Consider the following 25019-nt stretch of genomic DNA (forward strand, 5'->3'; position numbering starts at 1 on the left):
CCGGGAGGCCGCAGGCCGATTGCGCGACTTGTGTCCAGGCTCAGCCAAAGCGCCAGCCAAGCGCCCCATACTCTCCACGGAAACAACGCGGGATACCGGGCAAGCGGGCTTTGCGGGGCATAGCCGAAAGCAAAGCCTGCGCCTTTTTCCGCCATGCCGGGAGGCCGCAGGCCGATTGCGCGACTTGTGTCCAGGCTCAGCCTGGTGAGTTGGTCACTTTACTTTTGGGGGAAAATAAGGTAGGATAGAGCGTGCAAAAAAGGAACGGAAAGGCTCCGTTTCAAAAAACGATGGAAAGGAAATACCGCTTATGGGTTTTGACGTTACTGTCGGCGTTCCCGCACTCACCGTTTTTTTACAGGGCATTTTGAGCTTCTTTTCTCCCTGTGTCCTGCCGCTCGTCCCATTGTATATCAGCTATCTGGCCGGAGGTACCCGCACGGTCGACGAGACAGGTACTGTGCGTTACCGGCGAAAAACTGTTTTTCTGAATACGCTGTTTTTTGTGCTCGGAATCAGCTTCACTTTCTTCCTTCTTGGACTTGGCTTCACCGCTGTCGGCCGCTTTTTCAGCGGGAATCAGCGTTTATTCGCCATCATCGGCGGCGTGATTGTAATTTTGTTCGGCCTGCTCCAGCTTGGTGTGTTCCAGTCTAAAACGCTCAGCCAGGAGCAGCGGCTTCCGTTTAATCTCAGCAAGCTGGCTATGAATCCCTTGACAGCCCTTTTGCTTGGCTTTACGTTCAGCTTTGCCTGGACTCCCTGCGTGGGACCCGCGCTGGCTTCTGTGCTGATCATGGCTTCTTCGGCCTCCTCCTCTGCCGCCGGATTTCTGCTGATCGGCGTGTATACGCTGGGATTTGTCATCCCATTCCTTGCCGTGGGCCTGTTCACCGGAACTGTGCTGGATTTCTTCCGCAAACACCGCAAGGCCGTGGCTTACACCGCGAAAATTGGCGGCGTGCTGATGATCTTCATGGGCGTGATGATGATCACCGGCTGGATGAACAGCCTGACCGGCTATCTGTCCAGCTTCGGCGGAGCTGCCGGGGGCGGTACCAGCACCACCTCCTCCGCTGTTTCGGGCACAGAAGGCGCGGCCTCAACGGACGGAACCGCTTCGCAAACGGAAAGCGGTACATCCTCGGAAAGCACCTCACAGGAAGAAGAAAGCACCAACACTGTGCCTGTTCCTGACGTCAGTGTTGTGGATCAATATGGCAACACACACAACCTGCGCGACTATAAAGGGAAAGTGGTCTTTCTCAACTTCTGGACGACTTGGTGCGGCTACTGCAAACAGGAAATGCCGGATATTGAATCACTGTATCAGGAGTACGGTTTGAACGAAGAAGAGGTCGTGATTCTTGGTGTTGCCAATCCCGCTTCCGACAAAGCCCCCTACAGTCAGGACAACCAAAACACGGAAGAAATCACAGCCTTCCTTCAGGAAAACGGGTATACCTATCCCGTGCTGATGGACGAAACCGGCGAGTTGTTTGAGTACTTCTATATCAATTCCTTCCCCACCACATTTTTGATTGACAAGGAGGGCGGCGTTCTGGGCTATATCCCCGGCGCTGTCTCGAAAAGCGTTATGCAGGATGTCATTCAGCAAGCGCTCGACGCATCCAAATAAAAGATGAACAAATACAAATGGGAGCGCCGCCACCAAATTCAATTTGGTGACAGCACTCCCATTTTATCGTTCAGGCATCCATTGCGGTCAATCATCTTCCAGAAGCTTGGAAGGAGACACATTCAAGACCTGTGCAATTTTAAATAATGTCTCCAGTGAAATTCCACGAACCGTTCCTGTTCCTTCCACTTGAGCAATAAAGTTAACACTTTTCCCAATGCGTTCCGCAAAACTCTCTTGTGTAAATCCTGCCTTTTTTCTGTAGTAAGCGATTTTCAACCCCAACGTGATATAACGTTCTGGGAACTCTGTCTGCATGACACCGCCTCCCGATATTATGCTATCAGGGAGTCACTCAAAATATAATTGTCTTAAAATAAATTATTATTTACTTTAAATAAATGATTTGCCCACTCCGTTTCCGGGTGGGCATTTTTTTATTTTCCCTCTTGACAATTTCCTTTTTCCGCGCTATGATTATGACACAATCAGTTAGTTACTCAACTAATTAACCAAGTAACAAACCAACCTCTGAAAAGAGAAAGGAGGCCGATCCATGCATTTTGACGGGGAGAAGCCGATCTATCTGCAAGTTGCGGAGCAAATAGAGGATGCTATCCTGACGGAGGCTTTCCCGGAAAAATCCCAGATTCCATCCACAACTGAAATTTCCGTCACCTACAAAATCAACCCCGCCACCGCTTTGAAAGGAATCAACCTTCTGGTCGAAAGCGGCGCAGTCTACAAAAAACGCGGGCTTGGGATGTTCGTGGCCCAGGGAGCAAAGAAGAAGATTATGGAAAAGAGAAAACAGGATTTTTATGACAGGTACATTGTCTCGCTGTTAGAGGAAGCGGGAAAACTCGGCATTTCACGCCAGGAGCTGGCCGCCATGCTGGGCGGAGAGGAGGAAAACCATGAATAAGCTGACATATGAAAACGTGACCATGCGTTTCGGTGACGTCACCGCTCTGGACCACGTTTCCCTCACACTGGAACCGGGACATATTTACGGACTGCTGGGCCGCAACGGCGCGGGAAAAAGCACGCTGCTGAGCGTTACGGCAAATTGGCGGCACGCCACGGAGGGCGACGTCCTCCTGAATGGGGAATCGGTATGGGAAAACACCCGCGCACAGCAGCAGATCGTCTGCATGAGCGACGGCAACCTCTTCCCCACCATGCGGGTCAAAAACGGCTTGCTTTGGTATTCCCGCTTCCGCTCTGGCTTTGATATGGAACAGGCACTCCGGCTGTGTGAAAAGTTTGAGCTGTCTTTGAAAGCGAAAATCCAGTCGCTTTCGACCGGCTACGCCACCATTTTCAAGCTGATTGTTGCAATGGCTTCCCAATGTCCGTTTACCTTTTACGATGAGCCGGTTCTGGGACTGGACGCCAACCACCGCGACCTGTTTTACCGGGAGCTGATGGAGGATTTCGCAAAAAATCCGCGCTGTGTCGTCATCTCCACCCATCTGATCGAAGAATGCTCGGCCCTGCTCGATCACATCATCGTGATCAACAAGGGAAAGCTGATGCTCAACGAGCCGGTGGAGGATACCCTGTCCCGCGGATACACCGTGAGCGGTCCGGCTGGGGCTGTGGACGCTTTCACGGCTGGGAAAAAGCTGTTCGGGACACAGAATCTCGGCGGCCTGAAAACAGCCTATGTACAGGGGACGCCAGACCAGGAAAAAGCCCCGGACGGGTTGGAGATCAGCGCGCTGGATTTGCAGCAGCTTTTTATCCAGCTGACCAATGTGTAACCCAGAGGAGAAAGGATGAACCATATGACAACTTCTATCTGGAAGGGTCCCTTCCGTTACCATCTGCAAAGCATGCTCCGTTCCGCGGGCGTGATGTTTCTTGTCATTATTTTGGTACAGGTTGTGCTTATTGCTTTCATCAACAGGGTAGACCCTGAAGCAAACTCTGTGAACACTTCACAGGAAATGGCTGTCACCATTTTTTGTTTTGTGTTTGGATGCTGCATATGGAAAGAAAGCTTTCATTTTGCGATGGCATCCGGAATTTCCCGCAGAAAAATTTACCTCTGTATGCTTCTGAGTCTCTTTGTTCTCAGTGTGGCAATGGCTCCCATCACCCTTTTGGTGAATCTGTTTTTCAGCTTGTTTTCCAACTCCAGAACACTGTTTTTCATGATTTACGGAGAATTACAGAATATCTCCTCTCCCTTTTCAAGCTTCCCCTTTTTGATGCAGGGTGTGCTGCTGGACATCGCTCTTTCCCTTGCCTGCGCCTATGCGGGTCTTTTCCTTGGCTGCCTGTTTTATGTGATTTCAAAATGGCTGCGCGTCACATTGGCTATTCTGATTCCCGTTTCCATATTTGCCGGACTTCCCTCCCTCTTGATGCTGATTCCCGCTGAGACGCTGAAACTGTTTGGGGATTTTGTGGCAAGCATTTTCTTCGTCCCCTGGAAACTGACCTTGCTTTTGTTGGTGTTCGCTGTACTGTTCGCTCTGCTCACATGGATTCCGGCCCACCGTGCCGCTCTCATGCGCAATCCGCAGCCTTCCAGTGCAAACAGCTTATAAAAATGTGAATGAAAAGAGACGGACGCTCCTCCACTGGCGATGGAAGGGCGTCCGTCCTTTCTTTTTCCAAATAGAAAAATTTCAGGATATGCAAAGAGCGCCGCAGAAAACTCTGCGGCGCTCTTTGCTGCCGTCTGCACTGACGGCCAGACTCAGCTGGTCGAGGTGACTGGATTCGAACCAGCGGCCTCTACGTCCCGAACGTAGCGCTCTACCAAGCTGAGCCACACCTCGAAATGGCTGCGGAAGAAGGATTCGAACCCTCACAAACAGAGTCAGAGTCTGCCGTGCTACCATTACACAATTCCGCAATATTTTTCAGAAGCTTTTGTCTTTCGCTTTTCGCTCCGGACAACGATATTTATTATATCAAAAACTTTCCATTTGTCAACACCTTTTTTCAAATTTTTTAAAGAAATTTCTTTTGAACCAAATTTCCCTCCCCGCACATAGAATGGAGCAGGCAAAAGAGCGCTGCAAAGGCGCTTTCCGGAAGGAGGATGCGGATGATTACCATCAGCCTTTGTATGATTGTCAAAAATGAGGAGGACGTTTTGGAACGATGCCTGCGCAGCGCCGAGGGCGTTGCGGATGAAATTATCATCGCGGACACCGGTTCCACCGACCAAACAAAAGAAATCGCCCTGCGATGCGGAGCCAAGGTCTACGACTTTGTCTGGAAGGACGACTTTGCAGCCGCGCGGAATTTTGCGTTCTCCAAGGCAACCTGTGACTATCTGTTCTGGCTGGACGCGGACGATGTGGTTCCGGAGCAAACGCGCCGGGGGCTTTTGCTTTTGCGCGAAAAGCTGGATCCCTCCGTGGATATGGTCATGCTGCCGTATCACACCGCCTTCGACGCGGCGGGCCGTCCCACCCTGATCTTTTACCGGGAGCGTCTGCTGCGCCGCGCCAAGGGTTTTCGCTGGGAAGGGGAAGTGCATGAGGTGATCCCCCCCTCCGGCCGGCGGATCAGCCTTCCGCTTCCGATCGAGCATCGAAAGCTCAAGGCGCCGGAAACCGGGCGGAATCTGCGCATTTTCGAAGGCCTTCTGAAAAAGGGCAAATCGCTCACCCCGCGCCAACAGCTGTATTATGCCCGTGAGCTTGTGGGAGCGGGACGCGACCCGGAAGCCGCCGTGTGGCTGAAACGCTTTCTGGACGAGCGCGGCGGCTGGCTGGAGGACAACATCCGCGCCTGTTTGGATCTTGCCGCCTGCCGGGAGCGACTGGGCGACTGGGAAGGTGCGCTGAACGCCGTATTTTCCAGCTTTGTATTTGATTCGCCCCGCGCCGAAGCCTGCTGTGCGGCGGGCGGCCTTCTCCAAAGCCGCGGGGACTACCGGCGGGCGGCCTACTGGTACCGGACGGCCATCGACTGTCCTCCCCCCGACAACCGTTTCGGCTTTTACAACCCGGATTTCGCGGGCTTCTTCCCCCTGATGCAGCTGTGCGTCTGCTTTGATCGTTTGGGCGAGACGGAAACGGCATATGATTACCACAAGCGCGCACAGGCTCTTAAACCGGAGGATCCGGCTGTGCTGTATAATGAGCGGTATTTCGAAGGCCTTGGCTTTCCCAAAGCGCAGCAACCTCCTTGCCAGAAGGCTGAGAAACCTGTATAATAAAGCAAACAGCCCGGAGCGTTGAAACACACCGGGCAAAAAGGGAGGAACACGCGGATGCAGATCACAGATCTTCGCACAAGCTTTCACGGATATAATAAAGAGGACGTCGCGCGGCTGATCGGAGAACGCGAGCAGCGATGCGCTTCCCTGGAAAAGGAATTGGAGGATCTGCGCGCACGTCTCGCACAGAAGGAGAAAGATGCCGGACAGCAGCCCGAAGAAGCCATCGCAGAGGCTCTGATCAGCGCTCAGAAGTTCGCGGCACACACCCGTGCACAGGCTTCCGAGGAAACCGTCCGGATGCAGGAGCGCGCCAAAGCAGACGCGGATCGGCTGCTGGCGGAAGCCCGGGCAGAGGCGGAGCGCGCCCACCGGCAGCTGGAGGAAGAGCTCCTGGAGAAAAAGCAGGAAGCCGTGCAGGTGCTTGCCGCCGCCTCCCAGCAGGCCGAACAGGAGGCCCGCAACCTCGCGCAGGCCCGCGCCCATGTCGCAAAGGTGCGCGGCTGTATTCGGGAAGCCCTATTCCAAATCGACGCTCTCTTATCCACCGTTGGCGAGGACGAAACGGAAGCTTTCCCCACACTGGAAGAAACCTCCTCCGCAGACAGCACGGAGGAGGTACAGGGAGAGACGGACGAGAACGCCGGTCTCTGGTAAACACTACAATGTCAAAGTGAGAAGCAGCGCATCCTCGCGCGGCTCGGAGTAGAAGCCCCTGCGGCGGCCCGCCTCGGAAAAGCCAAGCTTTCCGTAAAGGCTGCGCGCGGGGGCATTGCTTTCCCGCACTTCCAGGGTGAGAAACACGCCGTCCCGCTCCCGGACCAGCCGGATCAGCTCCGTCAGCAGGGCAAGAGCCATCCCACGGCCCCGCAGGTTGGGATGGACTGCCACATTATCAATGTAACATTCGCCGCAGACAACATGCGAGCCGGCATAGCCCACCGCTTTCCCTTCCTCCTCAGCAACGAGAAAGAGAGCCGTCGGGCTTTCGAGCTCTGCCGCCAGCCCCTCCCTCGTCCATGGATGCGCAAAGCAAAGGCGCTCGATCTCCGCGAGATCGTCCACATGGCACGCCTGCATCGGTACAATCTCCATCTCAGGCCGCCTCCCTTCCCCGCAGGCGCTCCGTAAGATGGCGCGCCATCACACAGATGATAAACAGCAAACCCACGCCCAAAAGCTCCACCGGGAAAAAATCAGTGCCGAACAGATTATGGCACACAGCATACGCCGACGCGATACAGACGGTGAAAGCCACTCCCCATTTTTTCGGGAACCAGAACGCAAACACCACGCTGGTCAGGTCCGCAAGGAAATAGTACCGCTCGTGCATGTGCGGCAGCAGAAACGGTGTGAGGAGAGCGAAAAACAGCCCCACACTCACAAGGTTTTCCATGGATTTCTCAAACGGCTGGCGATACAGGAAAAAGACGGCGCAGAGCACCACTCCTCCCGCAAGCAGGACGCCTGCCCGGCTGATTTCGGCGGCAGTGCTGTCTCCCAGCCAGGTATAGAGATTCGGCAGGAACATGGCAAGAAGATTGTACTGCCCGGCCTGCGAAAAATAGACTGTCAGCAGATCCCACAGGCTGCGTCCCATCACAGCGGCAGGCAGGCAGGCCGCGAGATAAACCGCCGGAAGAATCCACAGGCTTTTCCACCGCACCCACCGTTTGAGCAGAAACAACAGCAGCAGCGGAGCGAAAAACACCGCCTGAAGCTTGAATACAAACGAGATGGAAAAAGCCAGCACCGCCGCATTGCTCCGTCCACGCCGCACAAAATACAGAAACGCGAGCAAGGCCGACACATAGATCGCGTCACACTGGCCCCAAACGGCGGAATTCAAAAAGACGGAGGGAAGGAACAGCACGATGCAGTACGCCGCCAGCCAGCGGCGCGAGGCGCGCTCTCCGTCCGCTGCCAGATTTGCCGCGAAAATGGCCAGCACAATGTCCACCGCGCTCGAAACCATCTTGATGGCAAACAGATCAGAGATCGGCAGATACGTCAGCAGCGCAAGGATGTAAAAGTACGGCGGCATGTAGTCTCCGATATCCATCCCAATAGCAAGCAAACCGCCGTTTTCCTTCAGCGTTTCATACCAGGGATGCAGGAATTGCAGATAATCTCCTGATTCAATGGGGAAAAGAAAAAAACGCATGGCCATGGCCAGAAACGTTATGACGATGAGAAACAGGATATTTTCCAGACGCTCTGTTTGACGATCGGTTTCCGTCATGGGCGATCCTCCCTTCGATAGAGCAGGAAGTCAAAGCCGATCTCCGTATGCAGAGAGGAAAGGCGACGCAGCCGCTCGGCTCCCTCGCGCGGCGTTTTCCAGTAATAAGGCGTCATGGAGAACAGCGCTTCGATGTGCTCTGGGGAATTCACCGTGATCTCCCCCGTCACCGCTTCCCGGCGCACAAGCGAAAAGCCGGGATATGTCGTCTCGCGGTATTCGTTTTCGTAGGGCTTTTCGTACAGGATTTCTTTCATCCCGTACAGATGGCGCGGTGTGGGAATGGCCAGCAGCAAAAAACTGCCCGGTTTAGCCACACGGCTCAGCTCCTCCGGCACGATGGGCGCAAACACGTTAACCACCAGATCGGCGGACGCATCTGCCGCAGGGATGGAAAACGCACTGGCCACGGCAAAGGCAATCCCCTTGTGCCGCTTGGCCGCGGCACGCACGGCGGATTTGCTGATGTCAAAGCCGCACAGCTCCGGCGTCATCCCCGCGCCGTGCAGGGTGTCCAACAGCGCCGAGGTATACCAACCCTCACCGCATCCCGCGTCCAGAACAGCGGGGGCTGGGACGCCTTGCAGCGCTTCACACGCCAGTTCACAGAGACGGCGGCGGAACGGCTCATAATAGCCCGCTTCCAGAAACGCACGGCGCGCGGCCACCATTTGCCGCGTGTCGCCGGGATCCTTGGAATGCTTTTTATTCGGCGGCAGCAGATAGGCGTAGCCCTCCGCCGCCACATCAAAGGAATGCCCCTTTTTGCAGGCCCACGTCCGCTCCTCCCGCTCCAGCGGGCGGCCGCAGACGGGGCAGGTAAACAGCCCGCTCATGCCTTCGCCTCATACCAGGTGCGGCCCACCTTGGCTTCCGCGACCATTGGAACGGACAGGCTCACGGCGCTTTCCATCTCTCCGGTCAGCAGAGCGGACACGCGCTCGGCCTCCTCCTCCGGGCATTCGACGATCAGTTCGTCGTGCACCTGGAGAATCAGACGGGCTTGCAGGCCCTCCCGGCGCAGCCGCTCGTCCACACGGATCATGGCGATCTTGATGATATCGGCCGCGGCCCCCTGGATCGGCATATTGCGCGCAACACGTTCCCCAAAGGAACGCATATTAAAGTTCCCGGAAGCCAATTCCGGCAGGTACCGGCGGCGGCCGAAGATCGTCTCGGCATACCCTTTTTCCCGGGCTTCCTCCACCGTACGGCGCATATACTCGTCAACCCCGCTGAAATGGTGCAGGTAATCCGCGATATACTGCTCCGCCTCCTTGCGCGTGACACCGATATCCTTGCTCAGCGAAAACGCGCCGATGCCGTAGACAATGCCGAAATTGACTGCCTTGGCACGGCTGCGCATCAACGGCGTGACCATGTCCTCCGGCAGATGGAATACCTGCGCCGCCGTGCGGCGGTGGATGTCGTCGTTGTCGAGGAACGCCTGAATCATGTTCGGATCGTTGGCGACATGCGCCAGCACACGCAGTTCAATCTGCGAATAGTCCGCATCCACCAGCACCCAGCCGGGGCGCGCAAGGAAGAAGCGGCGCAGCTCGCGTCCCAGCTCCGTGCGCACCGGGATATTCTGCAAATTCGGCTCCGTGGAGCTGATGCGGCCCGTGCGTGTTTCCGTCTGGTTGAAGCTGGAATGGATCCGCCCATCCGGGCCGATCACTTTCAGAAGGCCATCGCAGTAGGTGGATTTCAGCTTTGTCAGCCCACGGTAATTGAGCACCTGCTCCACCGCCGGATGCTCATAGCGCAGGCTCTCCAACACCTCCGCGTTTGTGGAATAGCCTGTTTTTGTCTTTTTTCCATGGGAAAGGCCCAGCTTCACAAAGAGGGCGTCACCCAACTGCTTGGGGGAATTGATGTTAAATTCATAACCGACGGACTGATAAATCTCCTGCTCCAAGCGTTCAATTTCCCCCTGGAGCTGCTCACCGTAAGCGCGGATCCCTTCGCTGTCCACCGCAAAGCCTTCCATTTCCATATGAGCCAGCACGCGAGCCAATGGGATCTCAATCTCATCGAGAAGCTTTTCCTGCCCCTTCTCCCGGATCTCCGCGCTCAGCTTTTCGCACAGCCCCGGCAGCGCGGCGCACGACACAATCTCCCCCGCCTGTTCCTCCGGCACTCTATCTACCTGCGGCACCGGCACGGCGTACTCCTGCACAAGCCGGGAAATCTCATACCCCTTTGCGGAGGGATTCAGCAGATAGGCAGCCAGCGATACGTCAAATACCGGGCCAGACAGGCATGCGCCCTCCCGTTCCAAAGCGGCATACAGCTGCTTGGTGGACGGAATCAGCTTGCGTGCCTGCTCACCGGCACAGACCTCTTTCTGTTCCTCCCAGCTATTGAGCGGGAACACTTGTCCGTTCTGGGCCGCCGTCATTCCCGCAAGCGCGCCGTTTTCTCCATATGCGGGACAAAGCGCGATCTCCCCCGTATTCTCCCGCCAATCCTGCGGCGCGGACGCGCTCCAAGTCCACAAAACCGCCGGCGTCTCCCCTGCCTGCGGCGCGGACGGCTCGCCCGGCGCGATTCCCATCTTCTCCATCAGAGAGAAAAACTCCAACCGCGCCATGAGCGATCCGGCGGCCGGATCTACCGGGCCGGGGATATAGTCGGAAAGCTTTGTATCCACCGGCGCGTCGGTGCGGATGGTGCCAAGCCAGCGGCTGAGATATGCGTTATCCTTGGAGGCTTCCAGCTTTTTGCGCTGGCCTTCCTTGATATCGAGCTCCGCAAGATGATCATAGATATAGTCAAGATCGTGGAAGCGCTGGATCAGCTCCCCCGCGCCCTTCGGTCCAATTCCGGCAACGCCGGGGATGTTGTCTGAGGTATCGCCCTGGATGGCCTTGATATCAATGAGCTGGGCCGGTTCGACTCCGTATTCCTCCCGAATTTTCGCCTCATCATAGACGGTCGCCTGCGGCTGCCCCATCTTGGTGGTGGCAAGACGCACGGTCACGCCGCTGCCCACCAGCTGGAGGCTGTCACGATCGCCGGTGGCAATCACACATTCCGCGCCCTCCTCCCGGCAGACGCGGGCGAAGGTGCCGAGGATATCGTCCGCTTCAAAGCCGTCGCACTCGACAAGCCGGTAGCCGAGAAGCTGCAAAAGCTCCTTGAGGTTCGGGAGCTGCTGGGCCAGCTCCTCCGGCATTCCCTTGCGCTGCGCTTTATAGCCCGCGTACGCCTTGTGGCGGAACGTTGGGGCTTTCCGGTCAAACGCGATGGCCACGGCGCTCGGCTCTGTCTCCGCCAGCAGCCTTTGCAGCATGGTCAGGAAACCATAGATTCCGTTTGTATACAGGCCTTCCTTGGTGGTAAGGATGCGGATCCCGTAAAAAGCCCGGTTCAGGATGCTGTTTCCATCCAAAATTAAAAGCTTCATGTTTCACACTCCGATCAGCATAAGATCCTGGAGAGAGCAGCGGCGCTCTTTCCGCACGGCGGGAGCGCCGCACGAAACACTCCGGAACATATGCTTTTAGAATACCACAATCAGGCAAAAAAATGAAGGATTTTGTGCGGTTCCGCACAGCCGTTCCGCTGTTCCGCGGAAAGCATGGAGCTTTTGCCTTTTCTAAGGATACGTCTCTCTTCTTTTGTAGAAAACGCCTCTTTATTGAGGGATGCAATCTTGATTTTTTAGCATTTTCGTTTGACAATCTCCATAAAAAAGAATAAAATAAAAAACAGAGGGACAGGCAAACGCACAATGTGCGATCTGTCCCACGGAAAGGCAGGCGAGATTCCATGACAAAAACCATCATTACCATAGCCCGTCAATACGGAAGCGGCGGCCGTCTGATCGGCAAAAAGCTTTCGGAGATTTTCGAGGTTCCCTTCTACGACAAGGAGTTGATCGCCATCGCCGCCAAGCAGAGCGGCATGAGCGAGGAGGTCTTTGCCAAGGCCGACGAGCGGGCAAGCAGCAGCCTGCTGTATTCCCTTGTCATGGGGAGCTACACCTCTGTGGCAAACAACATGCCAATCAACGACAAGCTTTTCCTGCTGCAGGCCGACATCATCAAGGAGGCCGCAAAGAAAGGTCCCTTTGTGATCGTGGGGCGCTGCGCCGATTATGTTCTTCGCGACGAACCGAACTGCCTGAACCTGTTTTTGCAGGCTCCGAAGGAGATCCGGATGCGCCGCGCGGTGGAGGAATACGGCGTGGAAGCGGACAAAGCAGCGGACGCTGTCGCGAAAAAAGATAAACAGCGCGGAAATTACTACAATTTCTACAGCAACCGCAAATGGGGCGACATGCAGAACTACGATCTCATCCTCGACACCCACACCTTTGGCTTGCAGGGCAGCGTGGACATTATCCTGCGCGCGCTGGAGGAAAAAGAAAAGACATACGGGAAAGCCGTACCGGACGACGATCTGTAATACAAAAGCACCGTGAAGGGATTTCTCCCTTCGCGGTGCTTTTTTCATTCTATGAATCGGGGATGTTTTATTCCACCATCAGGTCGCAAATATCGTTCGAGAAGGCCAGCGGATCCTCGATCGATACGCCCTCAATGAGCAGAGCCTGATTATAGAGAAGCTTTGCGTATTTCGCGGCGCGATCCTTGTCGCCGTCACCATACAGCTTGGCCAGCTTGGCAAAAATGGGATGGTTGGCGTTGATTTCCAGCACGCGCTGCGCCTGCACCTTCTCGCCCTCGGGCATCGGCATCGAATTGAGCACCTTTTCCATCTCCATGGAGATCGCGCCCTCCGTGGACAGGCAGACCGGATGGCTCTTGAGCTTCTGGGAGAGAATGACAGCCTTCACCTTGCCGTTGAGAGAATCCCGAAGGAAGGCAAGCAGGTCTTTGTTTTCTTCCACCTGCTTTTCCGCTGCCTTCTTCTCCTCCTCCGTCTCCAGGCCGAGATCGTCGGCGGACACGGAGCGGAACTCCTTGTCGTCGTACTTCATCATGATGCGCAGGGCAAACTCATCGACGTTGTCGGTGAGATAAAGGATCTCATAGGCTTTTTCCTTGAGGGCTTCCGTCTGCGGCAGCAGATCGATGCGCTCGACCGTTTCTCCGCAGGCATAGTAAATATACTTCTGATCCTCCTTCATGCGGGACACATACTCCTTGAGTGTGACCAGCTTCTTCTCGGAGGACGAATAGAACAGGAGCAGATCCTGAAGCAGATCCTTGTGTACGCCGTAATCGGCATACACGCCATACTTGAGCTGCAAGCCGAAATTCTTGAAGAATTTCTCATACTTCTCGCGATCACGGTTGAGCATGGATTCCAGCTCGGATTTGATCTTTTTCTCCAAACGGCTCTCAATCAGCTTGAGCTGGCGGTCGTGCTGCAGCATTTCACGCGAAATATTCAGAGAAAGATCCTGGCTGTCCACCAGGCCGCGCACAAAGCTGAAATAATCCGGCAGCAGATCCGGGCATTTCTGCATGATCATCACGCCGTTGCTGAAAAGCTGGAGACCCTTCTCATAGTCGCGGCTGTAGTAATCGAACGGAGCCTGCGACGGGATAAACAGCAGGGCGTTATAAGTGGCTGTGCCCTCCGTGCTGCTGTGGATCACCAGCAGCGGATCGGCGAAATCGTGGAATTTATCCTTATAGAACTGGTTGTATTCCTCCTCCTTGATCTCGCTCCTGTTCTTGCGCCAGAGCGGAACCATGGAGTTGAGCACCTCGTTTTCGGTGTACGTTTCGTACTCCGGCGTTTTATACTTGCCTTCCGCGTCCTTGTCGGTGCCCTCGATCATGCGGCTCTTTTCCACATCCATCCGGATTGGATAGCGGATATAGTCGGAATATTTGCGCACCAGTTCCTTCAGACGATAGGTGTCCAGGAATTCGTCGTAATTGTTTTCCTCGGTGTTGGCTTTGAGCTGCAGGGTGATGGTCGTGCCATGCCCGCTGCGCTCACCGGGCTCCATGGTGTAGCCCTCCGCTCCGGAGCTTTCCCACTTCCATGCTGTGTCTGAGCCATACGCGCGGCTGACAACCGTAACCTTCTCAGCCACCATGAATGCGGAGTAAAAGCCCACGCCGAATTGGCCGATGATTTCAATGTCCTCCTTCGGCTCATTCTCCTTCTTAAAGTTGAGGGAACCGCTCTTGGCGATGGTGCCGAGGTTGTTTTCCAGCTCCTCCTCCGTCATGCCGCAGCCGTTGTCCTCAATGGTGAGGGTGCGGGCCTGCTTGTTCGGGATGATGGAGATGGAGAAATCATCGCGGGAAAGGCCGGTATCGCCGTCGCTGAGCGTGCGGTAATACAGCTTGTCGATTGCGTCGCTCGCGTTGCTGATCAGCTCACGCAGAAAAATCTCCTGATGTGTGTAGATGGAATTGATCATCAGATCCAACAGGCGCTTGGATTCTGCCTGGAATTGTTTGACTGCCATGTCACAAGACTCCTTGTTCACATAGATTTTAGCACTCGATTCTGCTAACTGCTAAAACTATTGTAGTCCCTTTCTTTTCTGAATTCAATGAATAATTTATGAATTTTACATTTTTGCACCCACTTCCGCCCTTTAGCTCTGGAATGAACAATCGGAACGCTTGAAAGGAAATTCCTTCAAAGATAGTCCGTGAATTTTTTGACAATTTGTGATCATTTCCTCTTGCATTTCCCCTTCCCACCTCCTATAATGAAAACGAAATTTGCGTTGTATCCCAAATATGGGAACAGCAGCAGGAGGTAATTGAATATGAATCAAGCGACCGTCAAGTACCGTGATTTTGTGCTGCTCGCACTCTTCACAGCCATCGTCTTTGTCCTGGGGCTTACGCCGCTGGGAATGGTGCCGCTGGGGTTGATCAAGGCCACCACTCTGCACATTCCCGTTATTATCGGCTGTCTGCTCCTTGGGCCGCGCTACGGCGCTGTCCTCGGCGCTATGTTTGGGCTTGTGAGTTTTCTGAGCAACACGATGTCACCCGCTGTCCTCTCCTTCGCGTTCACGCCGCTCGTTCCTGTCCCCGGTACGCCGAACGGCAGCCCGCTGAGCCTTGTGATCTGCTTTGTGCCGCGCATCCTCGTCGGCGTTGTGCCGTGGTTTGTCTACCGCGGCTTACAGAAGCTCATGAAGGAAAGCAGCCGGGGAGAAATCCTCTCCATGGCAATCGCTGGAGCCTCGGGAGCCATCCTGAACACCGGGCTTGTCATGTCGCTTATTTATTTTCTGTTCCGCGACGCTTACGCTTCCGTCAACGGAATTCCGGTGGAAGCTGTTGCGGGCGTGGTGCTCGGCGTTGTGGGCACCAACGGCGTGGCGGAAACCGCTCTCGCGGCTGTGCTGACCCCCGCGATCGGAAAGATTCTGCTCTCCCTCAAGCGCCGCAGGATGTAAAAAAGGACGGTGCGTCACCGGATGATTATTGCCATCGACATTGGAAACACCAACATTGTGCTGGGCTGTCTGGAGCCTGACACGGGCCGTCTCCTGTTCACCGCCCGTCTGAGTTCCGATCGTGTGAAAACCAGCGACGAATACGCGGCGCTGATGCGCAACATGTTTATCCTGAACCAGGTGGAACGCCACGATATTGAGGGAAGTATTATTTCCTCCGTGGTTCCCACCCTTACCGTCACCATGAAGGACGCAATCCGCCAGCTGTGCGGCCAGGAGTCCCTCATCGTCGGCGCGGGGCTGAAAACAGGGCTGAACATCGTGATGGACAATCCGGCCCAGCTCGGCAGCGACCTTGTCACGGACGCGGTGGCTGCGGCGGCGGAATATCTCAAGCCGATTTTGATTTTCGATCTCGGCACGGCCACAACGCTCTCCGTTGTGGACAAGCGCGGCAATTATGTCGGCGGCATGATCATCCCCGGCATTGCGATCTCGCTCGAAGCGCTTTCCAGCCACACCTCCCAGCTTCCCCACATCAACCTGGAAGGCCCGAAGCGCGTCATCGGCACCAACACAATTGACTGCATGAAAAGCGGCATCGTATACGGAAACGCTGCGATGATCGACGGCATCATCGAACGAGTGTCGCAGGAGCTTGGGGAAAAGCCCACTGTAGTCGCCACAGGCGGTCTTGCGCCGAATATCACCAAATACTGCAAGAGTGATATCATCTGCGACAGTGAATTGATTCTCAAAGGACTTCGGATCCTGTACAACAAAAACAAACCTTGACCGGGCAAAACGCCTACAGGCAGTTCGCTTTATACTGTCTGTGGGCGTTTTTATGCTGAAACGGCAGAGTTCCTTTCCGGCGGTCATGGAAAACATTTGCCAAAGCACCTTTTCCATTTTTGTACTAAATGCGAATGGAAATCCCATCTATTTTTATTTATAATGTCCTTACAGTGTTTGAGAGACAGAGAACAGCACGAAACGCTTTGTTTTGTGCTGTTCTTTTTTGTTTTCTCAGAATGGAGGATGCTTCTTATGAAACGCTTTTTTAAACGCGCCGCTCTGGTCGTATCGGTTCTTCTTCTGGTTTTGGTGCTCACCGTGGGAGGATATATTGCTTATCTGCAAATCCAGTATTATCGGATTGAGGACAACACCGCGCTTGAGGTCTACTCTCCGCAGACGGCCGTTTTGCAGCTGGACACGCCTTACAAGGCCGTCACCTGCAACATCGGCTTCGGCGCATACGGGCCGGAATATTCCTTCTTTATGGACACCGGCACCATGCTGGACGGAACGCCCACACAGGGATTATACGGAAAAGCCGTCAGCCGGGAATCCGTGCTCACTAACACGGATCTGGCGCTGGACACCCTGAAAGAGCTGGACGCGGACTTTCTGCTTTTGCAGGAGGTGGATCAGCAAGCCCACCGCAGCCATCAGGTGGATCAGCGTGCGCAAATCACCGAAGCGTTTTCCGCATATTCCAGCACATGGGCGGAAAATTTTCACAGCGGATATCTCGCTTACCCGCTGAACGATCCGCACGGCTCCGTGACCGCCGGTCTGCTGACTCTGTCTCGCTATGCTGTCGATGAGGCGGTACGCTGCAGCTATCCGGTGGATGAAAGCTTCTTTGTTAAGTTCACCGATCTGGACCGCTGCTTCTCCGTCACCCGTCTTCCGGTGGAGGGCACCGATCGCCAGCTGGTTTTGATTCACAGTCACATGTCCGCATATGACAGCGGCGGGATTCGCACACAGCAGCTGGAAATGCTGTGCCAGGTACTGGAAGAAGAGTACGAAAAAGGAAATTATGTCGTGACCGGAGGAGATTTCAACCATGCTCTGTACGGCACGGAGCACGCATTCCCTTCCCAGCAGCAATTTCCCGGATGGGTGCAGACACTGGATGACTCGGAACTGCCAGAGCGCTTTTCGTTTGTCGCGGCGGAAAACGGGTTTGAGGTTCCCACCTGCCGTGGGGCTGATATTCCCTACGAAAAAGGCGTCAATTACACAACCGTCGTTGACGGCTTCCTTGTTTCGGATAACCTGAAGGCACAGGCGCAGAACATTGATTCCGATTTTGCGTTCAGTGATCACAATCCTGTCCTTCTGACCTTTGAGCTGGCGGCATAATTTTGCCGTACGCCGCACACGCATAAAAACGGGGCCGCCCATCCTCACAGAGAGGACGGGCGGCCTTTGTGACATTATTCAGAAGAAACTTTTGATTCGTTTTCCAGCATGCTCTCGGCAAAAATCCCATAACCTCTTGTGGGATCGTTGACAAAAACATGTGTCACGGCGCCGACAAGCTTTCCATTTTGCAGAATCGGGCTGCCGCTCATCCCCTGTACGATTCCCCCCGTCTTTTCCAAAAGCCGGGGATCTGTGACACGGAGAATCATGTTTTTGCCTTCCCCGCTCTCACGATAGTTGACGTATTCCAACACCACATCATATCGCTGCGGCCCTTCGCCGTCAACCGTCGAGATAATCTGTGCCTGACCGGGATGGACCTCCTGCGACAGAGCAACCGTCATCGGTTCTCCCGCCGGAGACTCATAGAGTTCGCCGTACACGCCCGCCTCGTCGTTGGCGTGCATCACGCCCATGGCTTCGTCGCCTTCAAAATAGCCGTGAAGCTCGCCGGGCGCGCCTTTGGCGCCTTTCGTCACCCCGCTGATGGTTACAGGCAGTATTTCACCGTTGAGAAAGGGCATCAGCTCGCTTGTGTCTGTATCGCAGACGCCGTGGCCCAGTCCGCCGAATTGCTCCGTGGACGGGTCGTAAAAAGTCAGCGTACCGATCCCCGCTGTGCTGTCGCGTACCCACAAACCGGCTTTCCATTTTCCATCCACCAGGGATTTTACGGGAGAAAGCTGAGACGTATATTCCTTATCCTCTCGCCGGTACTGGATTTCAACCGGTTTGCCGCCGCTCTTTTCCACAAGGGCGGCAATTTCTTCGTTTCGGTTTACCGCGCTGCCATCAACGCTCACAATGATGTCTCCCATCCGGAGTCCGGCCTGTTCCGCGGGATTTACCATACCGCTTTCTGTCTGAATCTCCGCGATGCCGACCACCATCACACCGTTGGTAAACATTTTAATACCAAACGGTGTTCCACAGGGAATGACCTGCCGCTCGGACACAACGCTTACGGAGACGGATTTAACCGGGATCCGATTGAACAGCAGCAGTTCCGCCTGATATTGCTGTGTCCTCATTCCCGAAACCGCCAGAGTCTCGGTATTGGGACGGGCGGAAAGCATGCCGCCGTTCCAGGAGAGCGACATGCCAGGCGTGACGCGATAGCTGTCGCAGGTAAACCGTCCGGCTACACCCACCGCGGCGCATACCGCCAGAGCAAGCGCCGACACGCAGGACACCAGAGCCTGCCATGCCTTCTTCATTGGATTCACCTTCCTTCGCCGGACGGTTCTCAAATTTCTTTGCGAATCGTTCGGCCTTCTTACTGTTCCTCGACGAAGTTTTTTTATGAAGGTGATTTTTTCCGTTTTTCTGTGTGTCCATTAAAAAGCCGCTGGACAAGCGGCTTTCCAAAAGAAATGGAAAATTTTTTGTTGCGTCCTGTATGTCAATTCGGTATCATGAAAATAAGAAAAAACGCCTGGCCCAGAAAATACGTTTCTCTGGGCCAGGCGTCCGGAGGGAGGAACCTTCTATGAAAATCAACCGGGTTTGCACCGTATTTTTCAGCCCCACGGGCGGCACAAAGCGCGTGGCCTGTGCTTTGGCGGAACAACTGGCCGCTCTTCTCGGCGCCGCCGAGGAACATTTTTCACTCACACTCCCGGAAGACCGTCAAAAAACGCTCTGCTTTCAGGAGGACGATCTGGTGGTGGCGGCTTCGCCCGTCTATGCGGGACGGCTGCCGAATAAGCTGGCTCCCGAGTACGCGCGGATACTGCGCGGACACCACACGCCTGTTGTTCCACTGTGCGTTTTTGGAAACCGCAGTCCGGGAGACGCGCTGCGTGAGTGGCTTCTCCTGGTGGAAAACGGCGGCTTTGTCCCAGTGGCCGCTGCATCCATCGCCTGCCGTCATGCTTTTTCCGACGAAATCGGAGCAGGAAGGCCGGACAAGGAGGATCTGGCCGAACTATGCGCCTTTGCCCGATCCATCGCGCAAATACTGGCGCAGCCGGACATCGATCCCCTGGATTACGATCGGGAAACGCCGCTTGCTCCCTATTACACGCCGCTCAAAACGGACGGCACGCCCGCAAAATTTCTGAAAGCCAAGCCTGTCCTGCTAGAAAACTGCACACGCTGCGGCCTGTGCGCGGATCAATGCCCAATGGGCAGCATCGAACGAGAAACGCTGCTGGTTTCCGGCGTCTGCATCAAATGCCAGTCATGCGTGCGCGTCTGTCCTTCGCATGCGCTTCGCTTTGAAGACCCGGATTTTCTCTCCCATGTCGCGATGCTGCGGGAGCATTGCACAGCCCGGGCGGAAAACACGTTTCTGCTGTAGAGCAGCGTTCGACACTTCCCCCTGCTGGATCACCCGATTCGATAGCTTCCATCTCCCGTGCAGACAAACGGCGTTTGATAGAAGGCGCGCACCGCACGGATCATGGAACCGATATCCTCCACTCCCGCCGTTTCCACCGCCGAATGCATCGCCATCTGCGCCAATCCGATGTCGAGCATCGGAGCCGAAAGGCTGTGGCCCTGCAAATTTCCAAGCGTAGAGCCGCCCGGCATATCGGCGCGGTTTGCGAAACGCTGCACGGGAACGCCCACCCGACGGCAGATTTCCCCAAACAGCGCGGCCGTCATTGCGTCGGTGGTATACTTCTGGCTTGCGTTTATTTTTACCACAACACCGCCGTTCATAACCGGTCCGTTTTCGGGATCCGATTTTTCCGGGTGATTGGGATGCACCGCATGGCCGTTATCCGCGGACAGTACCAGCGAGGACGCGGCTGCCCGCCATCCATCCGACCGGCTTTGTCCCAGCGTCTCCAAAATGCGTGCCAGCGTATCCGCGAGGAAAGTCCCCTGTGCACCCTGGCGGGACGAGGAGCCGACCTCCTCATTGTCCAGCATTCCCCAGACCGAAGCGGCGTCCGTTTCCGTCTCCGCTTCCAAAAAGGCTGTCAGCGTGGTGCAGGCACATTCCAGATCGTCGATCCGGGGACTCATGAAGTATTCTCCGGCCGGGCCCACGCGCACCGCTTTCTGGCGCGGCGTCAGGCAAAGATCCCAGCTGAGAATATCCGACGGCGCACAGCCGCCTGCCTCAGAGGCCAGCAGATCGGAAAAAGAACGGCACCCGCACGGCCCGTAAAGCGGCTGCAAATCCACCTGGGGATCCCATTTTTTCCCCTCGTTGGCTGCTCTGTCAAAGTGGATGGCCAGGTTCGGAATCACCAGCAGATCCTGATCCGCATAGACAAGCCGTGTTTGCAGCCCATCGGCTGTGCGCAAAATGACGCGTCCCGCGATCGTCAGTGGACGGTCGAGCCAGGTGCTCATGATCATCCCGCCATACCCTTCTGTTTCCAGCTTGACGCATCCCGCTTTTTCGATGCCCGCGTTCTTAATCCGCCAGGTGGGAGCGTCGCTGTGCGAAAGGGCAATTCTCCAGGAGCCGATCCTCCCCTTCGGCACACGGAACGCCAGAACGGCCGATCCGTTCCGTGTCACAAAATACCGTTTCCCGGGAACCAGCTTCCACTCCTGCGTGTCATCGAGACGCTCACACCCCGCCTGCTCCAAACGGCGGCAGGCTTCCGCGGCCGCATGCCACGGGCTGACGCCCCGATCCAGAAAACGGAATACCGACTGTATGTCATCCATGTCTTTTCCTCCTTATTTTTGTCCGATTATTTCTATTGTACACGCATCCCGCGCGGGCCGCAACTGTTTTTCCCAATAGTCCCCGCCGCAGGCGAAAGGAGCATACAAAATATGGAACCTCTTCCCCGCACAGGACGCGGGCTGAACGCCAATCAACTCAAACTGATCGCCGTTGCCGCGATGGTTGTGGACCACTGTACCGCCTTTCTGTTCCCTCTCGTCCCGGAAGCATGGCTGCTGCGCCTGATCGGAAGGCTGACCGCGCCCATCATGTGCTTTTTCATCGCGGAGGGATTTGCCCACACCTCCAACCTCCGCCGGTATCTGGGACGGCTCCTTCTGGCTGCTCTTGTTTCCCACGTCCCGTTTGTACTGTGTCATGGAGGCCTGTCATCCTTTTGGAATACCTCGAGCGTGATGTGGACGCTCTTTCTCGGGTTGGCGGCACTGGCCTTCTCCGCCAACCCACGGTATCCGGTCTGGCTGAAATGCATTGTGGTGCTTGCCTGCTGCGCTCTGGCCTGGCGTTCGGATTGGAGCTGGTACGCTATTTTGTGGATTCTGGGGTTCGGCCTGTTCCGCCAGGATCGAAAACGCGCCTTTGCCGTTTTTGCGGCGGTCGGCGCCTGCTACGCGGTAAAGGGGCTGGCAGTTCCCAGCCTGTTCACCATCAGCTATTTTGGGGTTTTCCTCGCCATCCCTCTGCTGCTTCTGTATAACGGGACACACGGCACGCGGAGCCGGGCGCTGCAATATGGGTTTTACTGGTTTTACCCCGCGCATCTGCTGGTGATCTGGTGGATTTCGCTTCTTCTACAAACTCCATAACAAACATATGACAAGACAAACGGGATCGCCGCGCTCTGAAAAAACGCGGCGATCCCGTTTTTGGGGTTTGCTTAATCCAAATGAAACACCGGCTGCAAATCGATGCTGACCGGGCTGTTGTCGGGGTTGGTCTCCATGATATCCGCCATATAGTCCCACCATTTCCGGCAGATGGCCGTTTGCGCGGACGCGTTCCACTTTTCCTCATCCTCGATCTCCAGATAGCCGAACAGCGCGTCAGCGTCTCTCTGTCCAGAAAAATGCTGTAGTTGTGTCCGCCATACTCATGGATCATCTCCCGCATTTCCGGCCAAAGCTGATTATGGCGCTTCTCATACTCCTCCTCAAAACCGGGATACAGCTTCATTTTAAAACCTTTGCGAATCATAGGCAGTTCCTTTCTTTGTTCCATGTCTGTTCAGCGAAGTGTCAGGCATTTTTTCGGGCAAGCGGAAACACACACGCCGCACCCGACACAAGCCTGCTCGTCAAGCGACCACGTCTTGGCCGCGCGATCAACGGAAATGGCTCCCTGCGGACATTTTTTCGCACAGAGAGTACAATACACGCAGGCGGAGCTGTCGTTGACCGGCTTTCCCTCCGGCTGCGCGGGGGCCGGGGCAGGCTGCTGGGAAGATTCCGCCTTCTGACCGAGAGGCGGGAAACCGGGACGCGTGAACGTCTCGCTCCATTTTTCCGGCCCCGGTTCAATATAGCCGGGAGCCATGCGAAGGCATTTCTTCGGGCAAACATTCACACAGCTGCCGCACTGTACGCAGTCAAAGCGATGAATCGTCCAGGTCCCGGCGGTGCGGTTCGTCTGGATGGCACCCGGAGGGCAGGAACGGGCGCACAGACCGCAGCTGATGCAGTCCGCAATCGCAATCTGAATATGACCGCGCATCCGCTCCGGATAGACGGCAGGCTCAAACGGATATCCCGTCGTTACCGGCTTGGAAAACAGATTTTTCAGCGCCGTATGCGCAAAGGGCAAAAATCGGATATTCGCCATCTCCGTCACCTCTCCGTACAGCTGATGCAGGGATCAATCGTGAGAATCAAAAGTGGTACATCGGCAAGCTGACAGCCCTTGAGCAGCTCCAGCATAGGCGGGATGTTGCTTGTCGTGGGGGTCCGCAGACGGAACCGATCGAGGAATTTTGTCCCGTTTGCACGGACGTAGTAGACAGCTTCTCCGCGCGGCTGCTCGATCCGCATGAAATACTCCCCGTCCGGATTCCCTTTCACCGGCACGGCGATGGGGCCGTTCGGCAGCTTGGCTACCGCCTGCCGGATCAGGTGGAACGACTGGAAAATCTCCTGCAATCGCAGTTCACAGCGCGCGTAGGAATCGCCGTCTGTCAGAACGATTGGCTCAAAAGCCAGCTCTCCATATGCCGCATAGCCCAGCTTTCTCGCATCGTAGGGCACGCCGGAAGCTCGCAGCATCGGACCGACCGCACCGAGCTGCACCGCGTCCTCGGGCTTGAGCACACCAAGCCCATGCAGTCTTGTCCCCACCGTATATTCCCGCAGAAAAGCGTCGGAGACGGGACGCAGATCCTGTTCCATCTCGTCGATCGTTTGCAGCAGCTGGTGCAGCATGTACGCATCCACATCCTTGAGCACGCCGCCCGGCGTGTTGACGGAAAAGATCACGCGTCCGCCTGTCGTCAGATCAAACATATCGAGGATTTTTTCCCGCAGACGCCAGGACTGCATAAACAGGCTCTCGAAGCCGAGCGCGTCCGCCAAAAGCCCCAGCCACAAAAGGTGGCTGTGAATCCGGCTCATCTCCATCCAGATGGTGCGCAGGTATTTGGCACGCGGCGGCACGTCGATGTTCATCACGCGCTCCACCGCTTCACAATAGCCCATGCCGTGACCAAAGCTGCAAATTCCGCAGACACGCTCCGCAATATAAATATACTCTTTATAATCCTTCGTCTCCACCAGCTTTTCGAGTCCGCGGTGCACAAAGCCAATGCTCGGTACCGCGCCGACCACCACCTCATCCTCGAGAACCAGGTCCAGGTGAACCGGCTCGGGAAAAACCGGGTGCTGGGGGCCAAAGGGAACAATGCTTCGCTTTGCCATCCACTCTCACCCCTTTTCCTTGAACGGCGTCTCCCGATCGATGCGGTACAGACGGCTGTTATAATCGTGCTCGATATTCTGGATCTTCACGCCGAACAGCTCGGCGGTTTCGTTTTCCTGCAAGAACGCACACGGATACATCTGCGTAATGCTCGGAACAGGAGTGTCCTCATCCACAACGAGGCGAAGCGTCCACATATCCAGTTCCCGCGCAAAGCAATAGCTCAGCTCATACTGTGCCGGCAGACGGGAGGCGCAGATCTGCACCAAACGCATTTTATCCATTTTGAACTGGATGACAGTGGAGAGGAATTGATCCATTTCAATCGGGATGATCTCATTGATCGGCTCCACGGACGATCCCTCCTTCCTGTGCAGCGCTGCGGCGCTGGGCCGCATAGTCCGCGCGCTTCTGCTCCAGCAGCGCAAGGGCCTTCACAACCCCGTCGATAATGGCCTGCGGCCTGGCCGCGCATCCCGGAACATAGATATCCACCGGAATCACCGTATCCACACCGCCCTTGATGTTATAACAGGTCTTAAAAATACCGCCGGTACACGCGCAAATGCCCACCGCCACGACGACCTTTGGATTCGGCATCTGGCTGTATATCTGCTTGACCACGCTCTCGCTCTGGCTGTTGATGCCGCCCGTGATGAGCAGGATATCAGCCTGGAACGGATCGCCTGTATTGATAATGCCAAAGCGCTCAATATCATAAACCGGTGTGGTACAGGCCAGCACCTCAATATCACAGCCGTTGCAGCTGCTCCCATCATAGTGAAGCAGCCAGGGAGATTTTGCAAGCTTTCCCATGTA

At 55.6% G+C, this 25019-nt stretch carries 25 protein-coding genes, 2 tRNA genes and 1 pseudogene; 12 read left to right on the forward strand and 16 right to left on the reverse strand.

The genetic code is table 11. The annotated features are described in order from the left end of the window. Positions 1 to 310 precede the first annotated feature (310 nt). Positions 311 to 1639: a redoxin domain-containing protein gene (locus tag B5F35_RS07945; protein WP_087239783.1), complete on the forward strand. Its 1329-nt coding sequence runs from the start codon at positions 311 to 313 to the stop codon at positions 1637 to 1639. A gap of 87 nt (positions 1640 to 1726) precedes the next feature. Here the strand turns inward: B5F35_RS07945 and B5F35_RS07950 are convergent, their stop codons facing one another. Then, the gene (locus B5F35_RS07950) at positions 1727 to 1957 is read right to left on the reverse strand and encodes a helix-turn-helix domain-containing protein (protein ID WP_087239785.1); all 231 of its coding nucleotides are present in this window, start codon (positions 1955 to 1957) and stop codon (positions 1727 to 1729) included. 238 nt (positions 1958 to 2195) lie between these two features. Here B5F35_RS07950 and B5F35_RS07955 point away from each other — a divergent pair, with 238 nt between their 5' ends. Genes B5F35_RS07955 through B5F35_RS07965 form a run of 3 tightly spaced genes read left to right on the forward strand, consistent with a single transcriptional unit; the run spans position 2196 to position 4197 of the window. Then, positions 2196 to 2564, forward strand: a complete 369-nt coding sequence (locus tag B5F35_RS07955) for a GntR family transcriptional regulator (protein ID WP_087239787.1) — start codon at positions 2196 to 2198, stop codon at positions 2562 to 2564. Beyond that, positions 2557 to 3405, forward strand: coding sequence for an ATP-binding cassette domain-containing protein (locus B5F35_RS07960; protein WP_087239789.1), 849 nt, complete (start codon positions 2557 to 2559; stop codon positions 3403 to 3405). The genes B5F35_RS07955 and B5F35_RS07960 overlap by 8 nt, the downstream gene beginning before the upstream one ends. Before the next feature lie 24 nt (positions 3406 to 3429). Continuing rightward, the gene (locus B5F35_RS07965) at positions 3430 to 4197 is read left to right on the forward strand and encodes a hypothetical protein (protein WP_087239791.1); all 768 of its coding nucleotides are present in this window, start codon (positions 3430 to 3432) and stop codon (positions 4195 to 4197) included. A 157-nt stretch (positions 4198 to 4354) separates the two neighbouring features. On the opposite strand, the gene B5F35_RS07970 is transcribed toward B5F35_RS07965, so the two are convergent. Both B5F35_RS07970 and B5F35_RS07975 read right to left on the reverse strand, forming a co-directional pair. Then, positions 4355 to 4431, reverse strand: a tRNA-Pro gene (locus B5F35_RS07970). A gap of 3 nt (positions 4432 to 4434) precedes the next feature. Then, positions 4435 to 4508: transfer RNA gene (locus B5F35_RS07975), tRNA-Gln, on the reverse strand. Between the two features lie 195 nt (positions 4509 to 4703). On the opposite strand from B5F35_RS07975, the gene B5F35_RS07980 reads away from it, so the two are divergent. Beyond that, a complete protein-coding gene (locus B5F35_RS07980; protein ID WP_087239793.1) occupies positions 4704 to 5822 on the forward strand; it encodes a tetratricopeptide repeat-containing glycosyltransferase family 2 protein in 1119 nt (372 codons plus the stop codon). Positions 5823 to 5879: 57 nt separating this feature from the next. Next, positions 5880 to 6482, forward strand: a complete 603-nt coding sequence (locus tag B5F35_RS07985; protein WP_087239794.1) for a DivIVA domain-containing protein — start codon at positions 5880 to 5882, stop codon at positions 6480 to 6482. A gap of 3 nt (positions 6483 to 6485) precedes the next feature. Here B5F35_RS07985 and rimI read toward each other — a convergent pair whose 3' ends face one another. The 4 genes from rimI to polA are packed head-to-tail and all read right to left on the reverse strand — an operon-like array spanning position 6486 to position 11479. Next, positions 6486 to 6920: a ribosomal protein S18-alanine N-acetyltransferase gene (gene rimI, locus B5F35_RS07990; RefSeq protein WP_087239796.1), complete on the reverse strand. Its 435-nt coding sequence runs from the start codon at positions 6918 to 6920 to the stop codon at positions 6486 to 6488. A 1-nt stretch (position 6921) separates the two neighbouring features. Beyond that, entirely contained in the window at positions 6922 to 8067 is a 1146-nt protein-coding gene (locus B5F35_RS07995; RefSeq protein WP_087239798.1) for a glycosyltransferase 87 family protein, read from the reverse strand. Continuing rightward, positions 8064 to 8903: a putative RNA methyltransferase gene (locus B5F35_RS08000; protein ID WP_087239800.1), complete on the reverse strand. Its 840-nt coding sequence runs from the start codon at positions 8901 to 8903 to the stop codon at positions 8064 to 8066. Before B5F35_RS08000 ends, B5F35_RS07995 begins: the two co-directional genes overlap by 4 nt. Continuing rightward, complete coding sequence (gene polA / locus B5F35_RS08005) at positions 8900 to 11479, reverse strand: DNA polymerase I (protein WP_087239802.1); 2580 nt, start codon at positions 11477 to 11479, stop codon at positions 8900 to 8902. Before polA ends, B5F35_RS08000 begins: the two co-directional genes overlap by 4 nt. Before the next feature lie 365 nt (positions 11480 to 11844). Here polA and B5F35_RS08010 point away from each other — a divergent pair, with 365 nt between their 5' ends. Beyond that, on the forward strand, positions 11845 to 12483 hold the full coding sequence (locus B5F35_RS08010) for a cytidylate kinase-like family protein (protein ID WP_087239804.1): 639 nt from the start codon (positions 11845 to 11847) through the stop codon (positions 12481 to 12483). 67 nt (positions 12484 to 12550) lie between these two features. Here B5F35_RS08010 and htpG read toward each other — a convergent pair whose 3' ends face one another. After that, positions 12551 to 14470: a molecular chaperone HtpG gene (gene htpG, locus B5F35_RS08015; RefSeq protein WP_087239806.1), complete on the reverse strand. Its 1920-nt coding sequence runs from the start codon at positions 14468 to 14470 to the stop codon at positions 12551 to 12553. A 309-nt stretch (positions 14471 to 14779) separates the two neighbouring features. Between htpG and B5F35_RS08020 the strand changes: the two genes are divergently transcribed. The 3 genes from B5F35_RS08020 to B5F35_RS08030 all read left to right on the forward strand — a co-directional run bounded on the left by B5F35_RS08020 (position 14780) and on the right by B5F35_RS08030 (position 17578). Next, a complete protein-coding gene (locus B5F35_RS08020) occupies positions 14780 to 15421 on the forward strand; it encodes an ECF transporter S component (RefSeq protein WP_087239808.1) in 642 nt (213 codons plus the stop codon). A gap of 21 nt (positions 15422 to 15442) precedes the next feature. Further along, positions 15443 to 16216, forward strand: coding sequence for a type III pantothenate kinase (locus B5F35_RS08025; protein WP_087239810.1), 774 nt, complete (start codon positions 15443 to 15445; stop codon positions 16214 to 16216). A gap of 255 nt (positions 16217 to 16471) precedes the next feature. Next, a complete protein-coding gene (locus tag B5F35_RS08030; RefSeq protein ID WP_087239812.1) occupies positions 16472 to 17578 on the forward strand; it encodes an endonuclease/exonuclease/phosphatase family protein in 1107 nt (368 codons plus the stop codon). A 74-nt stretch (positions 17579 to 17652) separates the two neighbouring features. On the opposite strand, the gene spoIVB is transcribed toward B5F35_RS08030, so the two are convergent. Beyond that, positions 17653 to 18858, reverse strand: coding sequence for a SpoIVB peptidase (spoIVB, locus tag B5F35_RS08035; protein WP_242969442.1), 1206 nt, complete (start codon positions 18856 to 18858; stop codon positions 17653 to 17655). 272 nt (positions 18859 to 19130) lie between these two features. Here spoIVB and B5F35_RS08040 point away from each other — a divergent pair, with 272 nt between their 5' ends. Further along, the gene (locus B5F35_RS08040; protein WP_087239815.1) at positions 19131 to 19943 is read left to right on the forward strand and encodes a 4Fe-4S binding protein; all 813 of its coding nucleotides are present in this window, start codon (positions 19131 to 19133) and stop codon (positions 19941 to 19943) included. 29 nt (positions 19944 to 19972) lie between these two features. On the opposite strand, the gene B5F35_RS08045 is transcribed toward B5F35_RS08040, so the two are convergent. Further along, positions 19973 to 21274 (reverse strand): M18 family aminopeptidase, encoded by a 1302-nt coding sequence (locus B5F35_RS08045; RefSeq protein ID WP_087239816.1) that lies wholly within the window; start codon positions 21272 to 21274, stop codon positions 19973 to 19975. Between the two features lie 111 nt (positions 21275 to 21385). Between B5F35_RS08045 and B5F35_RS08050 the strand changes: the two genes are divergently transcribed. Continuing rightward, entirely contained in the window at positions 21386 to 22102 is a 717-nt protein-coding gene (locus B5F35_RS08050; RefSeq protein WP_162611373.1) for a TraX family protein, read from the forward strand. A 71-nt stretch (positions 22103 to 22173) separates the two neighbouring features. On the opposite strand, the gene B5F35_RS19610 is transcribed toward B5F35_RS08050, so the two are convergent. The 6 genes and pseudogenes from B5F35_RS19610 to B5F35_RS08075 form a co-directional block, all read right to left on the reverse strand. Next, a complete protein-coding gene (locus tag B5F35_RS19610) occupies positions 22174 to 22335 on the reverse strand; it encodes an L-rhamnose mutarotase (RefSeq protein ID WP_442856448.1) in 162 nt (53 codons plus the stop codon). Between the two features lie 65 nt (positions 22336 to 22400). Then, positions 22401 to 22514, reverse strand: a pseudogene (locus B5F35_RS19615) (L-rhamnose mutarotase); the annotation flags it as partial. Between the two features lie 6 nt (positions 22515 to 22520). After that, positions 22521 to 23114 (reverse strand): 4Fe-4S binding protein, encoded by a 594-nt coding sequence (locus tag B5F35_RS08060; protein ID WP_087239818.1) that lies wholly within the window; start codon positions 23112 to 23114, stop codon positions 22521 to 22523. 5 nt (positions 23115 to 23119) lie between these two features. Further along, on the reverse strand, positions 23120 to 24199 hold the full coding sequence (locus B5F35_RS08065; RefSeq protein WP_087239820.1) for a hydrogenase large subunit: 1080 nt from the start codon (positions 24197 to 24199) through the stop codon (positions 23120 to 23122). Between the two features lie 6 nt (positions 24200 to 24205). Then, positions 24206 to 24553, reverse strand: a complete 348-nt coding sequence (locus B5F35_RS08070; protein ID WP_087239822.1) for an NADH-quinone oxidoreductase subunit C — start codon at positions 24551 to 24553, stop codon at positions 24206 to 24208. After that, entirely contained in the window at positions 24537 to 25016 is a 480-nt protein-coding gene (locus tag B5F35_RS08075; RefSeq protein WP_087239824.1) for an NADH-quinone oxidoreductase subunit B family protein, read from the reverse strand. The genes B5F35_RS08070 and B5F35_RS08075 overlap by 17 nt, the downstream gene beginning before the upstream one ends. Positions 25017 to 25019 lie beyond the last annotated feature (3 nt).

The organism is Anaeromassilibacillus sp. An200, assembly GCF_002160025.1.
In the GTDB taxonomy this organism is placed as follows: domain Bacteria; phylum Bacillota; class Clostridia; order Oscillospirales; family Acutalibacteraceae; genus Caccousia; species Caccousia stercoris.